Source organism: Bradyrhizobium cedriense (assembly GCF_054602315.1).
This window is the reverse complement of record NZ_JBTSWB010000005.1, coordinates 648,303-670,167: the sequence shown is the minus strand read 5'-3', so window position 1 is coordinate 670,167 and position 21,865 is coordinate 648,303. Positions and strand designations below refer to the sequence as shown.

The 21,865-nt window shown below is 65.0% G+C and carries 21 protein-coding genes; 7 read left to right on the top strand and 14 right to left on the bottom strand.

The features are described 5' to 3' along the window. Window positions 1–317 precede the first annotated feature (317 nt). From ACYCVF_RS24445 to ACYCVF_RS24425, 5 genes are all read left to right on the top strand, one after another. Window positions 318–878 (top strand): F0F1 ATP synthase subunit delta, encoded by a 561-nt coding sequence (locus tag ACYCVF_RS24445; protein ID WP_459603557.1) that lies wholly within the window; start codon window positions 318–320, stop codon window positions 876–878. Then, entirely contained in the window at window positions 878–2,407 is a 1,530-nt protein-coding gene (atpA, locus tag ACYCVF_RS24440) for a F0F1 ATP synthase subunit alpha (RefSeq protein WP_061028897.1), read from the top strand. Before ACYCVF_RS24445 ends, atpA begins: the two co-directional genes overlap by 1 nt. Before the next feature lie 178 nt (window positions 2,408–2,585). Next, window positions 2,586–3,458: a F0F1 ATP synthase subunit gamma gene (locus tag ACYCVF_RS24435; protein ID WP_459603558.1), complete on the top strand. Its 873-nt coding sequence runs from the start codon at window positions 2,586–2,588 to the stop codon at window positions 3,456–3,458. A gap of 84 nt (window positions 3,459–3,542) precedes the next feature. Beyond that, entirely contained in the window at window positions 3,543–4,976 is a 1,434-nt protein-coding gene (gene atpD / locus ACYCVF_RS24430) for a F0F1 ATP synthase subunit beta (RefSeq protein WP_459603559.1), read from the top strand. Window positions 4,977–5,064: 88 nt separating this feature from the next. Further along, entirely contained in the window at window positions 5,065–5,472 is a 408-nt protein-coding gene (locus ACYCVF_RS24425) for a F0F1 ATP synthase subunit epsilon (RefSeq protein ID WP_459603560.1), read from the top strand. A 170-nt stretch (window positions 5,473–5,642) separates the two neighbouring features. Here ACYCVF_RS24425 and ACYCVF_RS24420 read toward each other — a convergent pair whose 3' ends face one another. The 10 genes from ACYCVF_RS24420 to proB all read right to left on the bottom strand — a co-directional run bounded on the left by ACYCVF_RS24420 (window position 5,643) and on the right by proB (window position 15,319). Beyond that, window positions 5,643–6,143: an RNA pyrophosphohydrolase gene (locus tag ACYCVF_RS24420; RefSeq protein WP_459603561.1), complete on the bottom strand. Its 501-nt coding sequence runs from the start codon at window positions 6,141–6,143 to the stop codon at window positions 5,643–5,645. Between the two features lie 64 nt (window positions 6,144–6,207). Continuing rightward, window positions 6,208–6,714 carry an RNA pyrophosphohydrolase gene (locus ACYCVF_RS24415; protein ID WP_459603562.1) on the bottom strand — a complete coding sequence of 169 codons (507 nt, stop codon included), beginning with the start codon at window positions 6,712–6,714 and terminating at the stop codon, window positions 6,208–6,210. Window positions 6,715–6,792: 78 nt separating this feature from the next. Continuing rightward, window positions 6,793–8,019 (bottom strand): divergent polysaccharide deacetylase family protein, encoded by a 1,227-nt coding sequence (locus tag ACYCVF_RS24410; protein WP_459603563.1) that lies wholly within the window; start codon window positions 8,017–8,019, stop codon window positions 6,793–6,795. A 143-nt stretch (window positions 8,020–8,162) separates the two neighbouring features. After that, a complete protein-coding gene (locus ACYCVF_RS24405) occupies window positions 8,163–9,521 on the bottom strand; it encodes a S41 family peptidase (RefSeq protein ID WP_459603564.1) in 1,359 nt (452 codons plus the stop codon). Beyond that, the gene (locus ACYCVF_RS24400) at window positions 9,518–10,843 is read right to left on the bottom strand and encodes a murein hydrolase activator EnvC family protein (RefSeq protein WP_459603565.1); all 1,326 of its coding nucleotides are present in this window, start codon (window positions 10,841–10,843) and stop codon (window positions 9,518–9,520) included. Before ACYCVF_RS24400 ends, ACYCVF_RS24405 begins: the two co-directional genes overlap by 4 nt. Window positions 10,844–10,875: 32 nt before the next feature. Continuing rightward, on the bottom strand, window positions 10,876–11,358 hold the full coding sequence (rlmH, locus tag ACYCVF_RS24395) for a 23S rRNA (pseudouridine(1915)-N(3))-methyltransferase RlmH (RefSeq protein WP_459603566.1): 483 nt from the start codon (window positions 11,356–11,358) through the stop codon (window positions 10,876–10,878). Window positions 11,359–11,453: 95 nt separating this feature from the next. Continuing rightward, window positions 11,454–11,810, bottom strand: coding sequence for a ribosome silencing factor (gene rsfS / locus ACYCVF_RS24390; protein ID WP_024338888.1), 357 nt, complete (start codon window positions 11,808–11,810; stop codon window positions 11,454–11,456). A gap of 212 nt (window positions 11,811–12,022) precedes the next feature. Next, window positions 12,023–12,667 carry a nicotinate-nucleotide adenylyltransferase gene (locus ACYCVF_RS24385; RefSeq protein WP_459603567.1) on the bottom strand — a complete coding sequence of 215 codons (645 nt, stop codon included), beginning with the start codon at window positions 12,665–12,667 and terminating at the stop codon, window positions 12,023–12,025. Between the two features lie 19 nt (window positions 12,668–12,686). Continuing rightward, window positions 12,687–13,994, bottom strand: coding sequence for a glutamate-5-semialdehyde dehydrogenase (locus tag ACYCVF_RS24380; protein WP_459603568.1), 1,308 nt, complete (start codon window positions 13,992–13,994; stop codon window positions 12,687–12,689). Between the two features lie 203 nt (window positions 13,995–14,197). Continuing rightward, on the bottom strand, window positions 14,198–15,319 hold the full coding sequence (gene proB / locus ACYCVF_RS24375) for a glutamate 5-kinase (RefSeq protein ID WP_459603569.1): 1,122 nt from the start codon (window positions 15,317–15,319) through the stop codon (window positions 14,198–14,200). 194 nt (window positions 15,320–15,513) lie between these two features. Here proB and ACYCVF_RS24370 point away from each other — a divergent pair, with 194 nt between their 5' ends. Continuing rightward, a complete protein-coding gene (locus ACYCVF_RS24370; protein WP_459603570.1) occupies window positions 15,514–16,491 on the top strand; it encodes a Bug family tripartite tricarboxylate transporter substrate binding protein in 978 nt (325 codons plus the stop codon). A gap of 134 nt (window positions 16,492–16,625) precedes the next feature. Here ACYCVF_RS24370 and ACYCVF_RS24365 read toward each other — a convergent pair whose 3' ends face one another. The 3 genes from ACYCVF_RS24365 to ACYCVF_RS24355 form a co-directional block, all read right to left on the bottom strand. Further along, window positions 16,626–18,260: an alkaline phosphatase family protein gene (locus ACYCVF_RS24365; RefSeq protein ID WP_459603571.1), complete on the bottom strand. Its 1,635-nt coding sequence runs from the start codon at window positions 18,258–18,260 to the stop codon at window positions 16,626–16,628. A gap of 98 nt (window positions 18,261–18,358) precedes the next feature. Then, window positions 18,359–19,399: a GTPase ObgE gene (obgE, locus tag ACYCVF_RS24360; RefSeq protein ID WP_459603572.1), complete on the bottom strand. Its 1,041-nt coding sequence runs from the start codon at window positions 19,397–19,399 to the stop codon at window positions 18,359–18,361. An 85-nt stretch (window positions 19,400–19,484) separates the two neighbouring features. Next, window positions 19,485–19,967 carry a MaoC family dehydratase gene (locus ACYCVF_RS24355; RefSeq protein ID WP_459603573.1) on the bottom strand — a complete coding sequence of 161 codons (483 nt, stop codon included), beginning with the start codon at window positions 19,965–19,967 and terminating at the stop codon, window positions 19,485–19,487. 266 nt (window positions 19,968–20,233) lie between these two features. Here ACYCVF_RS24355 and ACYCVF_RS24350 point away from each other — a divergent pair, with 266 nt between their 5' ends. Next, complete coding sequence (locus ACYCVF_RS24350) at window positions 20,234–21,148, top strand: DMT family transporter (RefSeq protein WP_459603574.1); 915 nt, start codon at window positions 20,234–20,236, stop codon at window positions 21,146–21,148. Window positions 21,149–21,180: 32 nt separating this feature from the next. On the opposite strand, the gene ACYCVF_RS24345 is transcribed toward ACYCVF_RS24350, so the two are convergent. Further along, entirely contained in the window at window positions 21,181–21,774 is a 594-nt protein-coding gene (locus ACYCVF_RS24345) for a GNAT family N-acetyltransferase (protein ID WP_459603575.1), read from the bottom strand. Window positions 21,775–21,865: the final 91 nt, after the last annotated feature.

Sequence of the window (21,865 nt, the reverse complement as noted above, 5' to 3'; positions counted from 1 at the left end):
AGGAACCAATGGAGGGGGAAGCGGCAAGGCCCGCGGCAATTCCGCGAGGTGGGATGTCATCGGCCTCATCCCGTCACTGTGCGCTCCGGGGATCACCGGCTGCGACTAACGGCGGCAGAATCGTGCCTTAAACTTTGCGTCATGTTGCGACTGCGCTCCTGCTATGTTAGCAAAGCCGCGATTTTAACGAGCCCGGCACCTCCCGTGCTGGTCGAAAATCGAAGTCCCGCTTGAATTCCAAGGGCTTGGATCGCTAGGCGCCGCTTCGTGGCGACGGTTTTTCCCTTGCGAGTTTGACAGCAAAAAAGAGCGCGTCTGTGGCTGCAGAAGATACGTCCGTTTCAGGTGTGTCGGGTCGTTATGCAACGGCCTTGTTTGAACTGGCCCGCGACCAGAAAGCGGTCGACGAGGTCAAGGCGGATCTCGAGAAATTCGAGGCCCTGCTGGCCGAGAGCGCCGATCTCAATCGCCTCGTCCGCAGCCCGGTGTTCGCGGCCGACGCCCAGTCGAGGGCCCTGTCGGCTGTGCTCGCCAAGGCCGGTATCGCCGGTATCGCCGCCAACTTCCTGAAGGTGCTGACCGCCAACCGCCGTCTGTTCGTGGTGGCCGACGTCATCCGCGCCTATCGCGCCCTGGTCGCCAAGTTCAAGGGCGAGGCGACGGCGGATGTGACCGTCGCGGAAGCGCTTTCTGACAAGAATCTCGACGCCCTCAAGGTTGCCCTGAAATCGGTGACCGGCAAGGACGTCGCGCTGAACGTGAAGGTCGATCCTTCGATCATCGGTGGCCTCGTCGTCAAGGTGGGCAGCCGCATGGTGGATGGTTCGCTTCGCACCAAACTCAATTCGATCAAGCACGCGATGAAAGAGGCAGGCTGATGGACATCCGCGCCGCGGAAATTTCCGCGATCCTCAAGGACCAGATCAAGAATTTCGGCCAGGAAGCTGAAGTCTCCGAAGTCGGACAGGTGCTGTCCGTCGGCGACGGCATCGCCCGCGTCTACGGTCTGGACAACGTCCAGGCCGGTGAAATGGTCGAGTTCGAGAACGGCACCCGCGGCATGGCGCTGAACCTCGAAACCGACAACGTCGGTGTCGTCATCTTCGGTGCCGACCGCGAGATCAAGGAAGGCCAGACGGTCAAGCGCACCCGCGCCATCGTGGACGCGCCGGTCGGCAAGGGTCTGCTCGGCCGCGTCGTCGACGCGCTGGGCAACCCGATCGACGGCAAGGGGCCGATCCAGGCCGAGAAGCGCATGCGCGTCGACGTCAAGGCGCCCGGCATCATTCCGCGCAAATCGGTGAACGAGCCGATGGCGACCGGCCTCAAGGCGATCGACGCCCTGATCCCGATCGGCCGCGGCCAGCGCGAGCTGATCATCGGCGACCGTCAGACCGGCAAGACCGCGATTGCGCTCGACACCATCCTGAACCAGAAGCCGCTCAATGCGCAGCCCGACGAGAACATCAAGCTGTACTGCGTCTATGTCGCGGTCGGCCAGAAGCGTTCGACCGTCGCCCAGTTCGTGAAGGTGCTGGAAGAGCAGGGCGCGCTTGAATACTCGATCGTCGTCGCCGCCACCGCCTCGGATCCGGCGCCGATGCAGTACATCGCGCCGTTCACCGGCTGCACCATGGGCGAGTACTTCCGCGACAACGGCATGCACGCCGTCATCATCTATGACGACCTGTCCAAGCAGGCCGTCGCCTACCGCCAGATGTCGCTGCTGCTGCGCCGTCCGCCGGGTCGCGAGGCCTATCCGGGCGACGTGTTCTATCTGCATTCCCGCCTGCTCGAGCGCGCGGCGAAGCTGAACAAGGACCAGGGCTCCGGCTCGCTGACCGCGCTGCCGGTCATCGAAACCCAGGCCAACGACGTGTCGGCCTACATCCCGACCAACGTCATCTCGATCACCGACGGGCAGATCTTCCTGGAAACCGACCTGTTCTTCCAGGGCATCCGTCCTGCCGTGAACGTCGGTCTGTCGGTGTCGCGCGTCGGCTCCTCGGCGCAGACCAAGGCCACCAAGAAGGTCGCCGGCAAGATCAAGGGCGAGCTGGCGCAGTACCGCGAAATGGCGGCGTTCGCGCAGTTCGGCTCCGACCTCGACGCCTCGACCCAGCGCCTGCTCAACCGCGGCTCGCGTCTCACCGAGCTGCTGAAGCAGCCGCAATTCGCGCCGCTGAAGATGGAAGAGCAGGTCTGCGTGATCTGGGCCGGCACCAACGGTTATCTCGATCCGCTCCCGCTCAACAAGGTGCGCGCGTTCGAGGACGGTCTGCTCTCGCTGCTGCGCGGCAAGAACGTCGATATTCTCAACTCGATCCGCGACACCCGCGACCTCACCGACGACACCGCCGCCAAGCTGAAGTCGGTGGTCGAGGGTTTTGCGAAGAGCTTCGCGTAAGAGAGAACCGTCACGGCCGGGCTGAAGCGCGAGGCGCGTCTTCGTATCTGAAGTCCCGGCATCCACGTCAATCGACGTGTGAGGCGGCAAGTGGATGCCCGGGACAAGCCCGGGCATGACGACTGGGATAGGCTAGCGGTTCGATCAATAAGCGTCGAACCGCCGGGGTGAACGAAGAATGGCGTCACTTAAAGACATGCGCGTCCGCATCGCCTCCACCAAGGCGACGCAAAAGATCACCAAGGCCATGCAGATGGTCGCGGCCTCCAAGCTGCGCCGCGCGCAGACCGCTGCGGAAGCGGCGCGTCCCTATGCCGACAAGATGAGTGTGGTGATCTCGAATATCGCCAGCGCCGCTGTCGGCTCGCCCGGCGCGCCGGTGCTGCTGGCCGGCACCGGCCGGGATCAGGTTCATCTGCTGCTGGTCTGCACCGGCGAGCGCGGCCTCTCCGGCGCCTTCAACTCCTCGATCGTGCGTCTCGCCCGCGATCGTGCCTTGGCGCTGATGGCGCAGGGCAAGGACGTGAAGTTCTTCTGCGTCGGCCGCAAGGGTTACGAGCAGCTGCGCCGCCAGTTCGACAAGCAGATCGTCGAGCATATGGACCTGCGCAGCGTGCGCCAGATCGGCTTCGTCAACGCCGAGGAGATCGCCAGGAAGGTCTTGGCGCGGTTCGACAACGGCGAATTCGACGTCTGCACGCTGTTCTACTCGCGCTTCAGATCGGTAATTGCACAGATCCCGACCGCCCAGCAGGTCATCCCGCTGGTCGTCGAGGAGGGCGCCGCGGCGAATACGACGTCTTACGAGTACGAGCCGGAAGAGGACGAGATCCTCACCCGCCTGTTGCCCCGCAACCTCGCAGTCCAGATCTTCCGCGCACTGCTCGAAAACAACGCCTCGTTCTACGGCGCGCAGATGAGCGCGATGGACAACGCGACGCGCAACGCCGGCGAAATGATCCGCAAGCAGACGCTGGTCTACAACCGTACGCGTCAGGCGCAGATCACGAAGGAACTGATCGAAATCATCTCGGGTGCCGAGGCCGTCTGACCAAGGCGCTTCAGTACCCACCACACGCAACATCCCGGTCAGAACCGACCGTGGTTTAGAAGTTCGGATCGAAGGAGACATTCAATGGCAACCCAGGTCGGTCGCGTCACCCAGGTCATCGGCGCCGTCGTCGACGTGCAGTTCGAAGGCCACCTCCCGGCCATTCTCAACTCGCTCGAGACCAAGAACGGCGGTAATCGCCTGGTGCTCGAAGTCGCCCAGCATCTCGGCGAATCCACCGTGCGCACGATCGCGATGGACACCACCGAAGGTCTGGTCCGCGGCCAGGAAGTGACCGACACCGGCGCTCCGATCCGCGTTCCCGTCGGCGAAGGCACGCTCGGCCGCATCATCAACGTCATCGGTGAGCCGATCGACGAAGCCGGTCCCGTCAAGTCGGAAGGCTTGCGCGCGATCCACCAGGAAGCGCCGAGCTACACCGACCAGTCGACCGAAGCTGAGATTCTCGTCACCGGCATCAAGGTCGTCGATCTTCTCGCTCCCTACGCCAAGGGCGGCAAGATCGGCCTGTTCGGCGGCGCCGGCGTCGGCAAGACCGTGCTGATTCAGGAACTGATCAACAACGTCGCGAAGGCGCACGGCGGTTACTCCGTGTTCGCCGGCGTCGGCGAGCGCACGCGCGAAGGCAACGACCTCTATCACGAGTTCATCGAGTCCAAGGTCAACGCCGATCCGCACAACCCGGATCCGAGCGTCAAGTCGAAGTGCGCGCTGGTGTTCGGCCAGATGAACGAGCCCCCGGGCGCCCGCGCCCGCGTCGCGCTCACCGGCCTGACCATCGCGGAAGATTTCCGCGACAAGGGCCAGGACGTGCTGTTCTTCGTCGACAACATCTTCCGCTTCACCCAGGCCGGTTCGGAAGTGTCGGCGCTGCTGGGCCGTATTCCTTCGGCGGTGGGTTATCAGCCGACGCTCGCCACCGACATGGGCGCGCTGCAGGAGCGCATCACCACCACCCAGAAGGGCTCGATCACCTCGGTGCAGGCCATCTACGTTCCGGCCGACGACTTGACCGACCCGGCGCCGGCGACCTCGTTCGCGCATCTTGACGCGACCACGACGCTGTCGCGCTCGATCGCCGAAAAGGGCATCTATCCGGCGGTGGACCCGCTCGATTCGACCTCGCGCATGCTCTCCCCGCTGGTCGTCGGCGAGGAGCACTATGCGGTCGCCCGTCAGGTCCAGCAGGTGCTGCAGCGCTACAAGGCGCTCCAGGACATCATCGCCATTCTCGGCATGGACGAGCTTTCGGAAGAGGACAAGCTGACCGTGGCGCGCGCCCGCAAGGTCGAGCGCTTCATGTCGCAGCCGTTCCACGTCGCCGAAATCTTCACGGGTTCGCCGGGCAAGTTCGTCGACCTCGCCGACACCATCAAGGGCTTCAAGGGACTGGTCGAAGGCAAGTACGACCACCTGCCCGAAGCCGCCTTCTACATGGTCGGCACCATCGAAGAAGCCGTCGAGAAGGGCAAGAAGCTGGCCGCTGAAGCGGCTTAAGAGGCGAATGGCGAAATAGGGAGTAGCGAATAGTACGCTGCTCCTACTCGCCACTCGCTATTCGCCACTCGCTATTCGCAGGTTCTCCATGGCCACCTTCCATTTCGATCTCGTCTCTCCGGAACAGCTCGCCTTCTCAGGTGAGGTCGATCAGGTCGACATCCCCGGCGTCGAGGGTGATTTCGGCGTGCTGGCCGGACATGCGCCGGTCGTGGCCGCAATCCGCCCCGGTATTCTCACCATCACCACGGGCGGCAAGCATGAGAAGATCATCGTTCTCGGCGGCATCGCCGAAGTCTCCGAAAAGGGTCTGACTGTGCTCGCCGACGTCGCGACGTCGCTGGCCGAGCTCGACCGTGCGCAGCTCGCCGAGACCATCGCTGAGATGGAAGAGGGACTGAAGGAGCACGAAGGCGACGAGCTCGATCGCGCCATCGAGCGGATCGACCACTTCAAGAGCATCCAGCAGCAGCTCAGCTCTACGGCTATGCATTAAGCCCCGGGGCACCGCTCCGGGGCTCAAGCCTAAATTCCTGAACAGGTTCAGCGCTCGTCACGACCGTGGCGGGCGTTGAAACTTTGTTGCGCCACCGCTGGAGCTGCCGCCGATTTTATCTCGATACGTCAAACACTTCCCTACTGTGCATGGGGTTGTTTTCGTATCTTTCAGTTTGTGAAGGTCGCAAACTCCCGCGCCACGGCGCGGTAGACCTCGCGGCGGAACGGCACCACGAGATCGGCCACACGATCGAGGCGCTCCCAGCGCCAGGCGTCGAACTCCGCGGGCTGGTCGTTGCGCGGCGTCAGCGGATCGATTTCGTCGTCGCGGCCCGTGAAGCGCAGCGCGAACCATTTCTGGCGCTGGCCGCGAAACCTTACCAGCCGATGCGTCTGCGGCCCGTCGTAAGGAGGGAATTCGTAGGTGAGCCAGTCGGTCTCGCCGAGATAGTCGGCGCTGACGACGCTGGTCTCCTCCCAGAGCTCGCGCATCGCCGCATCGCGTAAGTTCTCGCCCTCGTCGACGCCGCCCTGCGGCATCTGCCAGTCGAGCCCCGGCAGGATGATCTCGGGACCGTCGCCTTTGAACCGATGGCCGATCAGCACACGGCCGTCGGCATTGAACAGGGCAATGCCCACGTTGGGCCGGTAAGGTTTGTCATTGGTCACGTGTGGATCTTTCGTCGTCATGCCCGGCGATGCATTAGCACCGAACCCGGAATGACAACGGCCTTTATTCCTCCGCCAGCGCGGAAAATTCCTTCACCACGCGCTCGTAGACCGGGCGCTTGAACGGGATGATCAATCCGGTGAGATTCTTCATCGGCTCCCAGCGCCAGCTCACGAACTCGGCCTTGTGGCCGCCACCGCCGGGCTTTTCGACGTTGATCTCGCTGTCCTTGCCGGTGAAGCGCACCGCGTACCATTTCTGGCGTTGGCCGCGGTAGCGGCCCTTCCAGGCGCGCCCCGCAACCGTGCGAGGAATGTCGTAGGTGAGCCAGTCGGGGACTTCGCCGAGCCGCTCGACCGAGCGTACGCTCGTCTCCTCGTAGAGTTCGCGCTTGGCCGCCTCCCAGGTGTCCTCGCCGGGATCGACGCCGCCTTGCGGCATCTGCCAGACATGGGTGTCGTCGACATGCTCGATGCCGCCGGCGCGGCGGCCGATGAACACCAGTCCCTTTGGATTGATCAGCATCACACCGACGCAGGTCCGGTAGGGCAGATCCTCGTAACGCGCCATTCCGCCAGACCTCTCGCATGCCCCAGGTGCGGCTTGATGCGGCCCCGCGGGGGACCCGTGCCGTACCAATTCGTTGATCTAGCTGGATTTTGATTTCAGCATCGCGGTTGTCAATGGCACCAAAAGGATACCTCGGTCGCCCAATGTCTTGGTCCAGGCGGCGATGCGCTCGATCGAGACGGGCAGCGCGGAGGCCGTGCCGACAGCGATGCCGCGCTCGCGCGCCGTCGATTCAAGCTTGTTCAGGGCGCGGTCGATCTCGGCCGGGGTCGGCACTACGTCGATCGCGATGTCGCCCTTGCCGAACGGCATGGACTGACTCGCCGCAGCCTGGGGCGCGATGCTGCGGGGCGAGGAGCCGTCGTCGAAGAAGCCGAGGCCGCGCTTGGCCGCCTCGCGGATGATCGGCTGCATCGCCGGCTCCGTGGCGATGAAGCGGGCACCCATGAAATTGGTGAGGCCGGCATAGCCTTGCATCCGGCTCAGGTGCCAGTGCAGGCGGTCCATGTTCTGGTCGGGGCTGAGCGAGGTCAGGAGCGTCTGCGGTCCCGGATCATTGTCGGGGAAGTCGTAGGGCTCCATCGGGATCTGGAGGAAGATCTCGTGGCGCTGCGCGCGGGCGCGCTCGGCGAGCTTGCCGGGGTCGGTTCCATAGGGCGTGAAGGCCAGCGTCACGGCCGGCGGCAGCTTCATGATGGCATCGGTGGTCTTGGCGGCGCCGACGCCGAGGCCGCCGATCACGATCGCGACCACGGGCATCTTGGCGGCCAGGGCGCGGTCCGCGTCCGCCGCATAGACGTTGAACGGCTTCAGCCCGTCGGCAGCCACCGGGATCATGCCGTAGCGTGATTTCTCCAGCAGCTTCGGATTGATCCCGGCCATGACGGGCGGTGATGCGGAAGCCGTACCAGCACCCTTGTCACCGGCGTCCTCGCCAGCGCCGATCACCACGTCGTGGCGGGCGCCGGTCGAGCCATCGATCATGGTGATGGTCTTCTGCGCGCCGGGAGCGGCCTGCTTCGGCGTCTCCTTGCTGTCCTGCTTGCCGTCCTGGCCATGGCCGGCGGCGGGCTTCTCGTCGTTCGCCTTGTCCGCGGCATCGGGAGCGCGGATCGCGAGCCGGGTCATCGGTTCGCCGCCGAGCGGATCCTTGTTGAAGATGGCGAAGCCGGCAAAGGTGAGGAGGAACAGGCCGAGCAGGGCGGCGATCAGTTGCATGGCCGTGAACGGCAGCCGCAGCCGACGGCTCCGGCGCGGCTTGTCCTGTCCGAGCGGCGCGCTCAGATCATCGGCCGTTTCAGTCATGCGAGATCCCGAATCACTCCAGCCGACGATACCACGCCGAGGTCAAGCGGCGGCAGGCCGGGATAGGCCGGGGGATCGGAGTTGCCAGCAAAAAGGGCGGCTCCGGGAGCCGCCCTTTCCGTCAGATCGCAGACTGCGAGGACTTAGTTCGCCGCTTTGGGCTTGTCGGTCGTAGCCTTGTTGTCGCCGCCCGGCGTGGGCGCGGCGGAGGCGCTGTTCTTGATGCCGTGGAGCAGGTCGCCGGCGAGCTTGAGCGCCTTGTCGTCCTTGGCATCCGGCGGGACGTAGGACTGTGATCCGGTCTTCTCGTCGCCGTCGTTCTTCAGATGGCCGCGCAGCGAAGCCTCGCCCTTGGTGTCGGTGCGCGACTTCAGCTCGTCCGGAACATCCTGCAGCACCTCGATGTCGGGCACGATGCCCTTGGCCTGGATCGACTTGCCCGACGGCGTGTAGTAGCGCGCCGTGGTCAGCCGCAGCGCGCCGTTACCGCTTCCGAGCGGAATGATGGTCTGCACCGAGCCCTTGCCGAACGAGCGCGTGCCGACGATCGTCGCCCGCTTGTGGTCCTGCAGCGCGCCGGCGACGATTTCCGAAGCCGAGGCCGAGCCGCCATTGACCAGCACGATGACCGGCTTGCCCTTTGTCAGATCGCCCGCATGTGCGGTGCGGCGCTGGGTCTCCTCGGCATTGCGGCCGCGGGTCGAGACGATCTCGCCCTTCTCCAGGAACGAGTCGGAGACGGTGACCGCTTCCTCGAGCAGGCCGCCCGGATTGTTGCGGAGGTCGATGATGAAGCCCTTGAGCTTGTCGCCGATCTGGTTCGAGAGGTTGGAGACCTCGCGCTTCAGGCCTTCGGTGGTCTGCTCGTTGAAGGTGGTGATGCGGATATAGCCGATGTCGTCCTGCTCGATGCGCGCGCGCACGGAGCGGACGCGGATGTTGTCGCGCACCAGGGTGACGTCGATCGGATTGTCCTGGCCCTTGCGGATGATCTTCAGCTTGATCTTGGTGTTGACCGGGCCGCGCATCTTCTCGACAGCCTGGTTGAGGGTCAGGCCCTGCACCGCCTCGTCGTCGAGATTGGTGATGATGTCGTTGGCCATGACGCCGGCGCGCGAGGCCGGCGTGTCGTCGATCGGCGAGACCACCTTGATCAGGCCGTCTTCCATCGTCACCTCGATGCCGAGGCCGCCGAACTCACCGCGCGTCTGCACCTGCATGTCGCGGAAGCTCTTGGCGTCCATGTAGCTCGAATGTGGATCGAGGCCGGTGAGCATGCCGCTGATGGCGGACTCGATCAGCTTGGTGTCGTCGGGCTTCTCGACATAGTCGGAGCGCACGCGCTCGAAGACGTCGCCGAACAGATTGAGCTGGCGATAGGTGTCCGCGGTGGCGGCTCGCGCGCTGGAGCCCATGAACACCGCGCGGGGCTGGGTCACGAACAGCGTCAGCGCTGCACCGGTGGCGGCGCTGAGGAGGATTACTGAAGTCTTGCGCATCATCCGCGAACCTTCTCGCCTTCATTTGCGGCCCACCATGGGCCTGGATCGATTGGAGTGCCGTCTTTACGGAACTCGACATACAGCACAGGTTGACTCGCGTTCGTGGCGAGAATGGAGGCGACTTGCGATGTCGACCCCATGGTCGCGACCGGCTCCCCCGTGAGCACAAACTGACCGATGCTGACCGAAATGCGCTCCATCCCGGCGATCAGGACATGATACCCGCCCCCGGCATTGAGGATCAAGAGTTGTCCATAGCTGCGGAAGGGGCCGGCATAGACCACCCAGCCGTCACACGGGGTCGTGACCTGGGAGCCGGGCTTGGTAGCCAGCGAAATGCCCTTCTGGACCCCGCCGATTCCGTCGGAACCGCCAAAGTCCCTGATCTTGTTACCGTTAACCGGTAGAGGCAGGAGACCCTTGGCCGAGGCGAAGGCCATCGCCGGCGTTGTGCGGGACTTGTCCTTGAAAGCGCCGGGGCCGGACTTGGCGCTGGCGGCCGCCTTCGCCTCGGCCTGCCTTGCGGCCTCCGCGGCCTTCTCGGCAGCCTTGGCGGCGCTTTGCAGGTCCTGCTCCATCTTGGCAATCAGCCCCTGGAGATCGCCGACCTGCTTTGATAGCGCGATGGCGCGCGAGCTCTCGGTGTCCAAGTCTTTCTCACGCGCCGCCTGCTGGCGCTGCCGCTCGTCGACCAGGGCGGCGAGCCGGGTCTGGTCGTTGCGGACCTTGTCGCGATCGGAGGCGAGCTGGTCACGCTCGGTGGCGATCGTCTTGCGCAGGGCAACGAGCTCGCCGAGTTCGGCCGCGATCTTCTCGGCTCGGCCGCGCAATTCCGGCACGACGGCGCCGAGCAGCATCGCCGTGCGCAGCGATTGCAACGCGTCTTCGGGCCGCACCAGCAGCGCCGGCGGCGTGCGCCTTCCGGCGCGCTGCAAGGCCGCCAGCACCTCGACGATGTCGGCACGGCGCGAATCGAGCGAGGAGCGCATCTGCTGCTCGCGGCCGTTCAGCGCGCGCAGTCGCGCTTCGGCCTCGTCGATCTTGGTCTCCACGGTGCGAACACTGGCGGCGGTCTCGATCAGCTGCTGATTGAGCTGGGTGCGGTCCTGGCCGAGCGCCGCGATCTCGGCCTTGAGCTTGGCCTGCGCTTCTTCCGCGCTCTTCTGCCTCGCACGCGCGGCCTCGAGCTCCTGCTCGCGCTGCTTGATCGCATCGGGCGAGATCGCCGCGGTCTGCGGAGCCGGTGTTGCCGTCTGGGCTTGCGCGAGGCTTGCGCCGGCGACGCTTGCGATCAGCAACAGGTTGAGGAGCGGCGCTCGCATCGTGTCGGCAAAGGTGCTCGTTGTGGCGCGCATCACGCGCGGTGATAGGGGTGGCCGGCCAGAATGGTGGCGGCCCGATAAAGCTGTTCCAGAAGCATGACGCGGACCATTTGGTGCGGCCAGGTCGCAGAGCCGAACGCGATCGCGAGCTTGGCCTTACGGCGCAATTCGGGCGAAAGTCCGTCCGCCCCTCCGATCACGAAGAAAGTATGTCCGGCACCCTCGTCGCGCCAGCGCCCGAGATGCCGTGCGAATACGGTGGAGTCGAGATTCTGGCCGCGCTCGTCCAGCGCCACCAGGATCGATTTCTCCGGCACATGCGCGCTTATCGCGGCGGCCTCTTCGGCCATCCGCGTCGCCGCGTCGCGCGCACGGCTTTCGGGAATTTCATGGACGGTCAGATCGCGAAATCCGAGCTTGCGGCCGGTCTCCTCGAACCGCTCGAAATAGCGGTCGGCAAGTTCCCGTTCGGGGCCTTGCTTCAGCCGGCCCACCGCAATGACGGCAACACGCATGATCTTCTTCAGGGTCGCGTTTCAAGACCGCACGCCACGGGCGCGCGCACGACGCTAGCATGCGCGTCAGCCGATTCGAAATCGGCTCGATGAGCCTAGATCGCCTTCGCCGCCCCCGGGCCCTGCGTGTACAATCTCTCGAGATTGTAGAACTCGCGGACTTCGGGTCTGAACACGTGCACGATCACGTCGCCGGAATCGATCAGCACCCAGTCGCAATTGGGCAAGCCCTCGACATGGATGTTCTTGATGCCGTTTTCCTTGAGGCTCTTGGTGACGTTCTCCGCGATCGCGCCGACGTGCCGGTTCACCCGGCCGGTGGTGACGATCATGTAGTCGGAATACGCCGATTTGCCGCGAAGGTCGATGGTGACCGTCTCTTCCGCCTTCATGTCCTCGAGGCGGGAGAGGATCAGGCTCAGCGTCTTGTCGGCGTCGGGTTGCGCCTTCAAGGCCGCAGCTTGGGTCGATGTTTTACGCGTTGGCTTGGCAACCTTGGGTAAAACAGACTTTGTCGAAGCTGACTTGGACAATACAGATGTGGCCAGGGACCATTCCTTTCACTGTATCGCGAGCGCCGAATCCGGCGCCCACTGGTTACACTACATCATGTGGGGTTAAGGGTTTCAATATGCCAGAGAGCCCTCAGTCCGCACACTTCGTCTCACTTCGTACCTTTCCAGCTCCCGTCCGGGTTCCGCAGGCCCGTCGAGGACAGATTCAGCTTCAATCCGGTCAGGAATACCCAGGCCGGCGCCGGCCGATCCGCAAGCAGTGCCGCCTTATTCTCCGGCAGCCGGTACCTCGATAACGCCTGGGCGGCGACCGAGCCGAGAGCGCGAAAACTCTGCGGAGGGCGGTCGATGACTGCAATCGGCACCTGTGCGGCGATGCGGCGCCACTCCTGCCAACGATGGAATTGAGCCAGATTGTCGGCGCCCATGATCCAGACAAAGCGCAAGCCAGGAAAGCGGCGGCGCAAGATGTTGATCGTGTCGATAGTGTAGCGCGTGTGAATGACGGATTCGAGACAGCTCACCTCGATGCGCGGATCGTTCGCGATGTCGCGCGCGGCCTGCACGCGTGCGCCGAGCTCGTGCAGCGTGCCGTTCTCCTTGAGCGGATTGCCCGGCGTGACCAGCCACCACACGCGATCGAGCTGCAATCGCTTCAGCGCGAACCGGCTGATGGCGCGATGCGCCTGATGCGGCGGATTGAACGAACCGCCGAGCAGGCCGATGCGCATGCCCGGCGTGTGGGGCGGGACTGCTTGCGCCGGGAAGCGCGGCACGACGAAATTGTTGCTCAATGTCCGCGCCTCGCGACGTCTACGGCCGCGTCTGCCCGGTGCCGTGAACGCGATATTTGAAGCTCGTGAGCTGCTCGGCGCCGACGGGGCCGCGGGCGTGGAAACGGCCGGTAGCGATGCCGATCTCGGCGCCGAAGCCGAACTCGCCGCCATCGGCGAACTGCGTCGAGGCGTTGTGGAGCACGATCGCGGAATCGACCTCGTTCAGGAACTTGTTCGCCGCACGCTCGTCCGCGCTCACGATCGCATCGGTGTGATGCGAGCCGTGGCTCTGGATGTGCGCGATCGCGCCGTCGACGCCGTCGACCACCTTCGCCGCGATGATCGCGTCGAGATATTCGGTGTCCCAATCGTCTTCGCTGGCAGGCTTGACCCGTGCATCGGTCTTCTGCACGGCGTCGTCGCCGCGCACCTCGCAGCCGGCATCGAGAAGCATCTCCACCAGCGGCTTCAGGTTCTTGCCGGCAGCGGCGCGATCGACCAGCAGCGTCTCGGCCGCGCCGCAGACGCCGGTACGTCGCATCTTGGCGTTGAGCACGATCGACTTCGCCATGGCGAGGTCGGCGCTGCCGTCGACATAGACGTGGTTGACGCCTTCGAGATGCGCGAACACCGGAACGCGCGCCTCCTGCTCGACGCGTGCGACGAGGCTCTTGCCGCCGCGCGGCACGATCACGTCGATGGCGCCGTTCAGGCCTGACAGCATCATGCCGACCGCGGCGCGGTCGCGCGTCGGCACCAGCGTGATCGCGGCTTCGGGCAGGCCCGCATCGCGCAGGCCCTGCACCAGGCATTCATGTATGGCGCGGCACGACCGGAAACTGTCGGAGCCGCCGCGCAGGATCACGGCATTGCCGGACTTCAGGCACAGCACCCCGGCGTCGGCCGCGACGTTGGGCCGGCTCTCGAAGATCACGCCGACGACGCCGAGCGGCACGCGCACGCGCTCGATCGTCATGCCGTTCGGCCGCTGCCAGCTCTCCATGACGACACCGACCGGATCGGCGATGCCGCGCACGATGGCGATACCTTCGGCCATGCCCTCGATCCGCGCCGGCGTCAGCGTCAGGCGGTCGATGAAGGAAGCGGTCATGTTGCCGGAGGCGCGTGCCTCGGCGACGTCCTCGGCATTCGCGGCGAGGATCGCAGCAGAGTTTGCGCGGATCGCCCGCTCCATGGCCTCGAGCGCCCGGTTCTTCTGCTCCGGCGGCGCCAGCGCCAGCACGCGCGCGGCAGCGCGGGCATGGCTGGCGAGATCGGACATCAGCGCCAAGAGATCGCTAGTCCGATCGGCATTGCCGTCAACGGCTTTGAGGGGGGCGGCCATGGGGTCAACCTTCTGCTAAGGCGGTGTCCTAGCACGGAAATCCCGCTTTTGCGAAGGGCGGGCGGGGTATGGCAGGTTTCCCTCATGGGTGGCACTGGCCCACCCCGGCCGTCATGGCCGGGCCTGTCCCGGCCATCCACGACCTTTCGCGCGGTACCAAGAACGTAGATGCCCGGGACAAGCCCGGGCATGACGGCAGAGGCCTACCCGCCCACCACCAGATCGTCCCGGTGGATCATCTCCGACCGGCCGCTCATGCCGAGGATGGACATCACGTCCGGGGAGGAGCGGCCCTTGATTCGCTCGGCGACCGCGGCGTCATAGGCGATCAGGCCGCGGCCGACCTCGCTGGTGTCGGGGCCACGCACGATCACGGCATCGCCGCGGGCGAACTGGCCCTCGACCTTGATCACGCCGGCCGGCAGCAGGCTGGCGCCGGCGCGTAGCGCCGTCACGGCGCCCGCATCGATGGTCAGCGTGCCCTTCGGCTCCAGCGTGCCCGCGATCCAGCGCTTGCGCGAGGTGATGGGGTTGGCCGGCGTCAGGAACCATGTGCAGCGGCCGCCATCGGCGATGGCCTGCAGGGGGTGCTCGATCTTGCCGGATGCGATCAGCATATGGGTGCCGCCAGTCGTCGCGATCTTGGCCGCCTCGACCTTGGTGCGCATGCCGCCGCGCGACAGCTCGGACTCGGCGTCTCCCGCCACCGCCTCGATCTCCGAGGAGATGCTTTCGACCACGGGAATCAGCCTGGCGTTCGGATTGTTCTTGGGCGGGGCGTCGTAGAGCCCGTCGATGTCGGACAGCAGCACGAGCAGGTCGGCGCTCGCCATGGTGGCGACGCGCGCGGCGAGACGGTCATTGTCGCCGTAGCGGATCTCGTTGGTGGCGACCGTGTCGTTCTCGTTGATCACCGGGATCGCGCGCCATTCCAGCAGCTTGCCGATGGTGGAGCGGGCATTGAGATAGCGGCGGCGCTCCTCGGTGTCCTGCAGCGTCACCAGGATCTGGCCGGCGCCGATGCCGTGCGCCCCGAGCACCTCCGACCAGATCCGGGCCAGCGCGATCTGGCCGACCGCGGCGGCGGCCTGGCTCTCCTCCAGCTTCAGCGGACCACGCGGCAGCTTGAGCCGGCTGCGGCCGAGCGCGATCGAGCCCGAGGAGACCACCAGCACGTCGCGGCCCTCGCGGTGCAGTTTCGCCATGTCGTCGGCCAGCGCAGCCAGCCAGGACGCCCGCACCTCGCCCTTGTCGGAATCGACCAGCAGCGCGGAGCCGACCTTGACGACGATGCGGCGGAATTGACTGAGTTCGGGGCTGGCCATGTGTATGTGTTGGCGCTGGATGCAAATTGCTCGGGAACGGCGGAGCGACAGGCGGCGCCGATGAGCCCTGCTTTTGCAGCAGGACCGTGACCGGCGCAAGGTATCGGCGTGGTAAACGGCGCAGGTCGGCCTTGTGTCCGGCGTCCGCCTGGCTCTAATGGCCGCCAACGATAACGAGCCGAAAGAGGAAACGCATGGATCGCCGCAAATTCATGGCCGGATGTCTCGGGGGATATCTTGGGCTGCCGCTGCTGGCGCAGGCAGGCGGGGCGCACGCGCAGGCCGGACTTACAAAGGTCATCTTCCCGTTCGCGGCGGGGGCCGGCGGCGACACGTTGTGCCGTCTCATCGCGCAGGAAATGGCGCCGCTGCTGCAACGGACCATCGTGGTCGAGAACCGCACCGGCGGCGACGGCCTGATCGGCATCAAGGCGGTGAAGGGGGCAAGCCCCGACGGCAGCATGGTGCTGGTGACGACCGGCCCGACCATGTACCTGCTGCCGATGGTGGAGACGACACCGAGCTTCGACACCGCCAAGGACTTCATGCCGGTGTCGCTGTTGGCGCGGTTCGAGTTCGCCGTCGTGATCGGCCCGGGGATCGACGCCCCGGATTTCAAGAGTTTCGTCACGTGGCTGAAGGCGCATCCGGACAAGACCTCGTTCGGCGTGCCGAGCAACGGCACCATTCCCCATTTCACGGGCTCCAAGCTCGAGAAGGACCTCGGCATTCCCCTGACCCGTGTGCCCTATCGCGGCAGCGCGCCCATCCTCAACGATCTCGTCGGCGGCCACATCTCGTTCGGCATCACCACGCTGGCAGACGCGCTGCCGCAGCATCGTGCCAAGGGCGTGAAGATCATCGCGGTCTCGAGTGCCGAGCGCTCGCCGTTCGCGCCTGACGTTCCGACGTTGAAGGAGAGCGGCATCGATCTCGTTGCGGATGCCTGGTACGGCATGTGGCTTCCCGCCGGCAGCCCGCCGGAGTTTGCGAGCAAGCTCGGCGCGGCCGCGAGTGCGGCGCTGGCCAAGCCCGAGGTGAAGGAGAAGCTGACGGCGATCGGGATGATCCCGGTCGGGTCGACGCCGGAAGGATTGACCAAGGAGCTCGCCGCGAACACGTCGTTGTGGCAGCCGATCGTGAAGGCGACGGGCTATAAGATCGAGAATTAGCAACCTCGCGCGCTACTCTTTTTCCTCATCCTGAGGAGCCGCGAAGCGGCGTCTCGAAGGATGCAGGCCCCGCTGTTGCAGCTCGGCCTGCATGGTTCGAGACGGCGCTTAGGCGCCTCCTCACCATGAGGGTCTTAGAGCTTCGCGCGTTGCTCGATGCCATCACGAATCGACGCCAGCTCTTTCTCGTCCCAGATGCCGATCAGGATGCCGCCTTTCACCTGGAGCTGGTTGTCGGCATAGGCGGCGATCTTCTCGCGCGACGTGGTGACGTGGCCGTTCGGATGCAGCGCCCAGTCGAACAGCTCGGCCTGCAATCGCGCGATGATCGCGGCGCAATCGGGGTCGTCGCCGCGATCCAGGTACTCGTCCGGATCGGTTTCGAGATCGTACAGCATCGGCCGGAAGCCGGAGGCGTGGATGTATTTCCAGCGGCCGTCGAACACCATGAACAGACGGCAGCGTTCGATCGGCTGGTTCAGCTTCAGCCGCACGTCCTGCATGGCGTAGTCGTATTCGGAGAACGCCACCTTGCGCCAATCCGGCGGCGTTGGCCCGCGCAGCAGCGGGAGCAGCGAACGTCCTTCGAGGATGTGGCCCGGCACCTTGCCGCCGAGATAATCGACGAAGGTCGGCGCGAGATCGATCGCCTCCACCAGCGCATCGCAACGCGTGCCGCGCGTGGCGTCGGCTTCCTTGGAGGGATCGATGATGATCAGCGGGATCTTCGCAGACTGTTCGTGGAACAGGTCCTTCTCGCCCATCCAGTGATCGCCGAGATAATCGCCGTGATCGGAGGTGAACACGATCATGGTGGTGTCGAGCAGATCGCGCGCTTCCAAGAACTTCATCAGCACGCCCATCTGGTCGTCGATCTGCGTGATCAGGCCCATATAGGTCGGGATCACCTTTTCGCGGGCATCGTCGCGCGCCATGTTGCGGGAGTAGCGCATGTCCATATAGGCGCCGAACACCGGATGCGGATTCTGGCGCTCACGCTCGGAGCGGATCACCGGGATCATGTCGTCGGTCGAATACATGCTGGCGTAAGGCTCGGGCGCGATGTAGGGCCAGTGCGGCTTGATGTAGGACAGATGCAGGCACCAGGGACGGCCGTCGGTCTCGGCCTCGCTGATGAAGTCCATCGCCCGCAGCGTCATGTAGGGCGTCTCGGAATGCTCGTCCGGCACGCGCGCGGCCTTGTCGGCATGCACCAGCAGCCAGCCGTTTTGCAACGAGCCGTCGTCGGCCGCGCCTGAATTCGCCCAATGCTCCCACGGATTGGTCGCTTCAAAGCCTTGCCGGCGCAGATAGTCATCGTATTTCGGTCGCGGCCGTCCGGTCGGATGCAGGCCGTCGTCGCGCTCGTAAGGTTCAAAGCCGCATTCGGCGACGTGCACGCCGATCACCGATTCCGGGGGAATGCCGAGTGCCTTCATGCCCTCGAGGTCAGGCGCCATGTGGGTCTTGCCGACCAGCACGTTGCGCACGCCGATCTTCTTGAGGTGATCGCCGAGCGTGGGCTCGCCGACGCGCAGCGGCCAGCCGTTCCAGTGCGAGCCGTGCGAGCGCATGTAGCGCCCGGTGTAGAACGACATCCGCGACGGGCCGCAGATCGGCGATTGCACATAGGCCTTGGTGAAGAGCAAGCCGCGCCTGGCCATGGCGTCGATGTTCGGCGTCTTCAGCGTGGGGTGGCCGGTGCAGCCGAGATAGTCATAGCGAAGCTGGTCGCACATGATCCAGAGAACGTTCTTCGCGCGCGCCATGCGTCCCGCTCCACCCTTCGTTCGCTTGATATAGCGCTATTGATGATGCGAAGAAAACCTCTCCCGTAAGGGGACGTGTGGAGAGAGTGGTGCTTACTTTACGCCGACCACGGCTCCGCTTCGGCCGCGCTCTTCGCCTTGGCGGACACCGGGGCCTCTCCGATCACCTCAGCCAGCGCGCGCAGGGCTTCCTTGACGCCCTGGCCGGTCACGCCGGAGAGCAGCAGCGGCGTCTTCCTGGCGGCGCGCTTGAGGCGGTCCTTCTGCTTCTTCAGCTCATCCGGCTCGACCGCGTCGATTTTGTTCAGCGCGACGATCTCGATCTTGTCGGTGAGCTGCCCGCCATAGGCGTCGAGCTCCGTCCGAACCGTCTTGTAAGCCTTGCCGGCATGCTCGCAGGTTGCGTCGACGAGATGCAGAAGCACGCGGCAACGCTCGACATGAGCGAGAAAACGGTCGCCGAGACCCACGCCTTCATGGGCGCCCTCGATCAGGCCCGGAATGTCCGCCAGCACGAATTCGCGGCCGTCGGCATTCACGACGCCGAGCTGCGGATGCAGCGTAGTGAAGGGATAGTCGGCGATCTTCGGCTTGGCCGCGCTGACCTTGGAGAGGAAGGTCGACTTGCCGGCATTGGGCAGGCCGACGAGACCGGCATCCGCGATCAGCTTCAGCCGCAGCCAGATCCAGCGCTCCTCGCCCACCTGGCCTGGATTGGCATTGCGCGGCGCGCGGTTGGTCGAGGTCTTGAAATGCGCGTTGCCGAAGCCGCCATTGCCGCCCTCGGCCAGCACGAACTTTTCGCCGACCTTGGTGAAGTCGTGGATCAGCGTCTCGCGGTCCTCGTCGAAGATCTGCGTGCCCACCGGAACCTTCAGCACGATGTTCTTGCCGTTGGCGCCGTGGCGGTCCGAGCCCGAGCCGTTCTCACCCTTCTGGGCCTTGAAATGCTGCTGATAGCGGTAGTCGATCAGCGTGTTGAGCCCGTCGGCGACCTCGATGATGACATTGCCGCCGCGGCCGCCATTGCCGCCGGAGGGACCGCCGAATTCGATGAATTTTTCGCGGCGAAACGCCACGCAGCCGTTCCCGCCGTCACCGGAGCGGATATAGACCTTTGCTTCGTCAAGGAATTTCATGGGCCATAGGTAGGCCAGCCGGTCCCGCGCGGCAACCCGGACTTGCCCCTGAATCGGCCGAATTTCCGCGAATTTCGGCCCTTCCTTAACCAGCAGGCCTCCGCCGGATCAGGAATTTCTGCGTCCCCTCCAGCACCAGCTCCTTGCGCTGGTTGAACACGGTGCTTGCGAGCGTCACCGCGCCGGTCGTGCGTCCCGGTACCAGCTCGGTGACCTCGAGTGCGGGATAGATGGTGTCGTCGGCGAACACCGGCTTGAGGAACCGGCTCGATTGCTCGAGAAAGCCGACCAGGGACTCCTCGACCATGAACGGAAACAGGCCGGCGCCGGGCGCGGTGTGGATCAGGGTCTGGAAGCCGTGGGCGAGCAGATGCGGCATGCCGCGGCTGCGGCAATATTCGACGTCATAGTGCACCGGATGGGTGTCGCCGCTCGCGGTCTGGAATGCGGCGAACACCGCCGACGTCTGGGTGCGGCTCGGCAGCACGAAACGCTCGCCGAGGACGAAATCCTCGAACCAGCGCTGCGTCGGGATCATGCGATGCCGGGTGGGATCGAAATCGCTCATGCGCTGCACCATCGGAATGGACCTGGAGAATGATCCGTATCGCGCTGCACGCGGTGCGACAATGCGTTCAATTGATCAAACTCGGACTTGTTTGGTGCCTTGTCGCCATTAAAAGGACCTCACGACGTCCATATTGATCGCGCTGCTGTCCATTCCTCCACTCGCGAGGAGCGCAGCGACGAAGCAATCCAGGCTGCCGCCGTCGTGACAGCCTGGATTGCTTCGCTTCGCTCGCAACGACGCGTTTCCCGAAGCAAACTCTGTCGATGCCCCTGTTCAAGAACCTCTCCGCCTATGACGACCGCTCGGCGCGGCTGGCCGGCATCGCGCTGATGGTGCTGTCGATCTTCATGTTCTCGTTCGGCGACGCCATGGGCAAGTTCCTGGTCGGGACCTATTCGGTGGGACAGCTGCTGTTCCTGCGCGCCTGCGCGGCGCTGCTCCTGCTGTCGCCGCTGGTCTGGAAGCAGCGTCACCAGTTCCTGCATCTGGAGCGGCCGGGCTTGCAGCTGATTCGCGTGGTGCTGTCGACGCTGGAGGTGGCGGCCTTCTTCCTCGCGACCGTCTATCTGCCGCTCGCCGACGTCATCACCTATTATCTCGCCGGTCCGATCTTCGTCACTGCGATGTCGGCGATCTTCCTCGGGGAGAAGGTCGGCTGGCGGCGCTGGACCGCCATCCTGATCGGCTTTTGCGGCGTCTTGATCGCGCTGCGCCCGTCCGCGCAGACCGTCAGCCTTCCGGCGCTGATCGCGCTCGGCGGCAGCCTGTCGTTTGCGACCCTGATGCTGATCACGCGCAGCCTGCGCAAGACGCCCGACATCGTCATGGCGTCCTCGCAATTCATAGGCACGTTTTCGCTGGGAGCCGTGCTGTCGGCCTTCCACTGGGTGCCGCCGACACCCGGCAGCCTCGTGATCTTCGCGCTGGCGGGATGCGTTTCGGTCGCCGCGCTGTTCTGCGTCAACCGCTCGCTCAAGCTCGCGCCGGCCAGCGTCGTCGTGCCCTACCAATATTCGATGATCGTCTGGGCGGTGATCTTCGGTTTCGTCGTGTTCGGCGACGTCCCATCGATCGCAACCCTCGTCGGCGCCGCCATCATCATCGGCGCCGGGTTCTACATCTATCTGCGCGAGCGCGATCTGGGGCGCCCGAGCGCCGACGTGAATCCGCCTGCGTAGGTGTCCACCCTCCCCTCCAGGGGAGGGTTGAGTCACCTCATGCGCCGCGCACTGCTCCAGCTCTTCAGCGACGCCCAGACGCCGCGTGAGAGGCGGAAGCAGTCGACGGGCGTCGAGGAGCCCAGCGCCAGGAAGCGGTGCAGCTGCACGCCGCTCCACTGGAAGCCGCACTTCTCCAGCACCTTGCGCGAGGCGGGATTGGTGACGCGCGCGCCGGCATGGAGGTGCTCGTCCTCGAACTCCTCGAAGAAGAAGTCGATCGCACCGCGGGCGGCTTCGGTCGCATAGCCTCGGCCCCAATGCTCGACGCCGAGCCAGTAACCGAGCTCGGCATTGCCTGATGTGGAGCAGTCGATGCCGACCATGCCGACCGGCCCTGTGTCGTGCTCGATCAGGAACACGGTCTCGCTGCCGAGCGCGGCAGTAGCGCGGATGAATGCGACGGCATCGTCCTGCGAATAGGGATGCGGCAGCCGGCGGGTGTTTTCCGCGATGCGGCGGTCGTTGGCGAGCCGGGCGATGGTCCTGACGTCGGCGAGTGTCGGCCGCCGCAAGGTCAGCCGTTCGGTGGCGACGACGCTGGGTCTCGCCTCCTGCAAGGTCACGCTCGAGAAATCCTGCAACATGTCCGGCTCCGTGAAAGTCACTAAGTCAAAGTGAGCAAGTCAAAGAAAAGGGGAGGCCGGTTTCCCGCCTCCCCTGGAGCCTGCTTGTGGA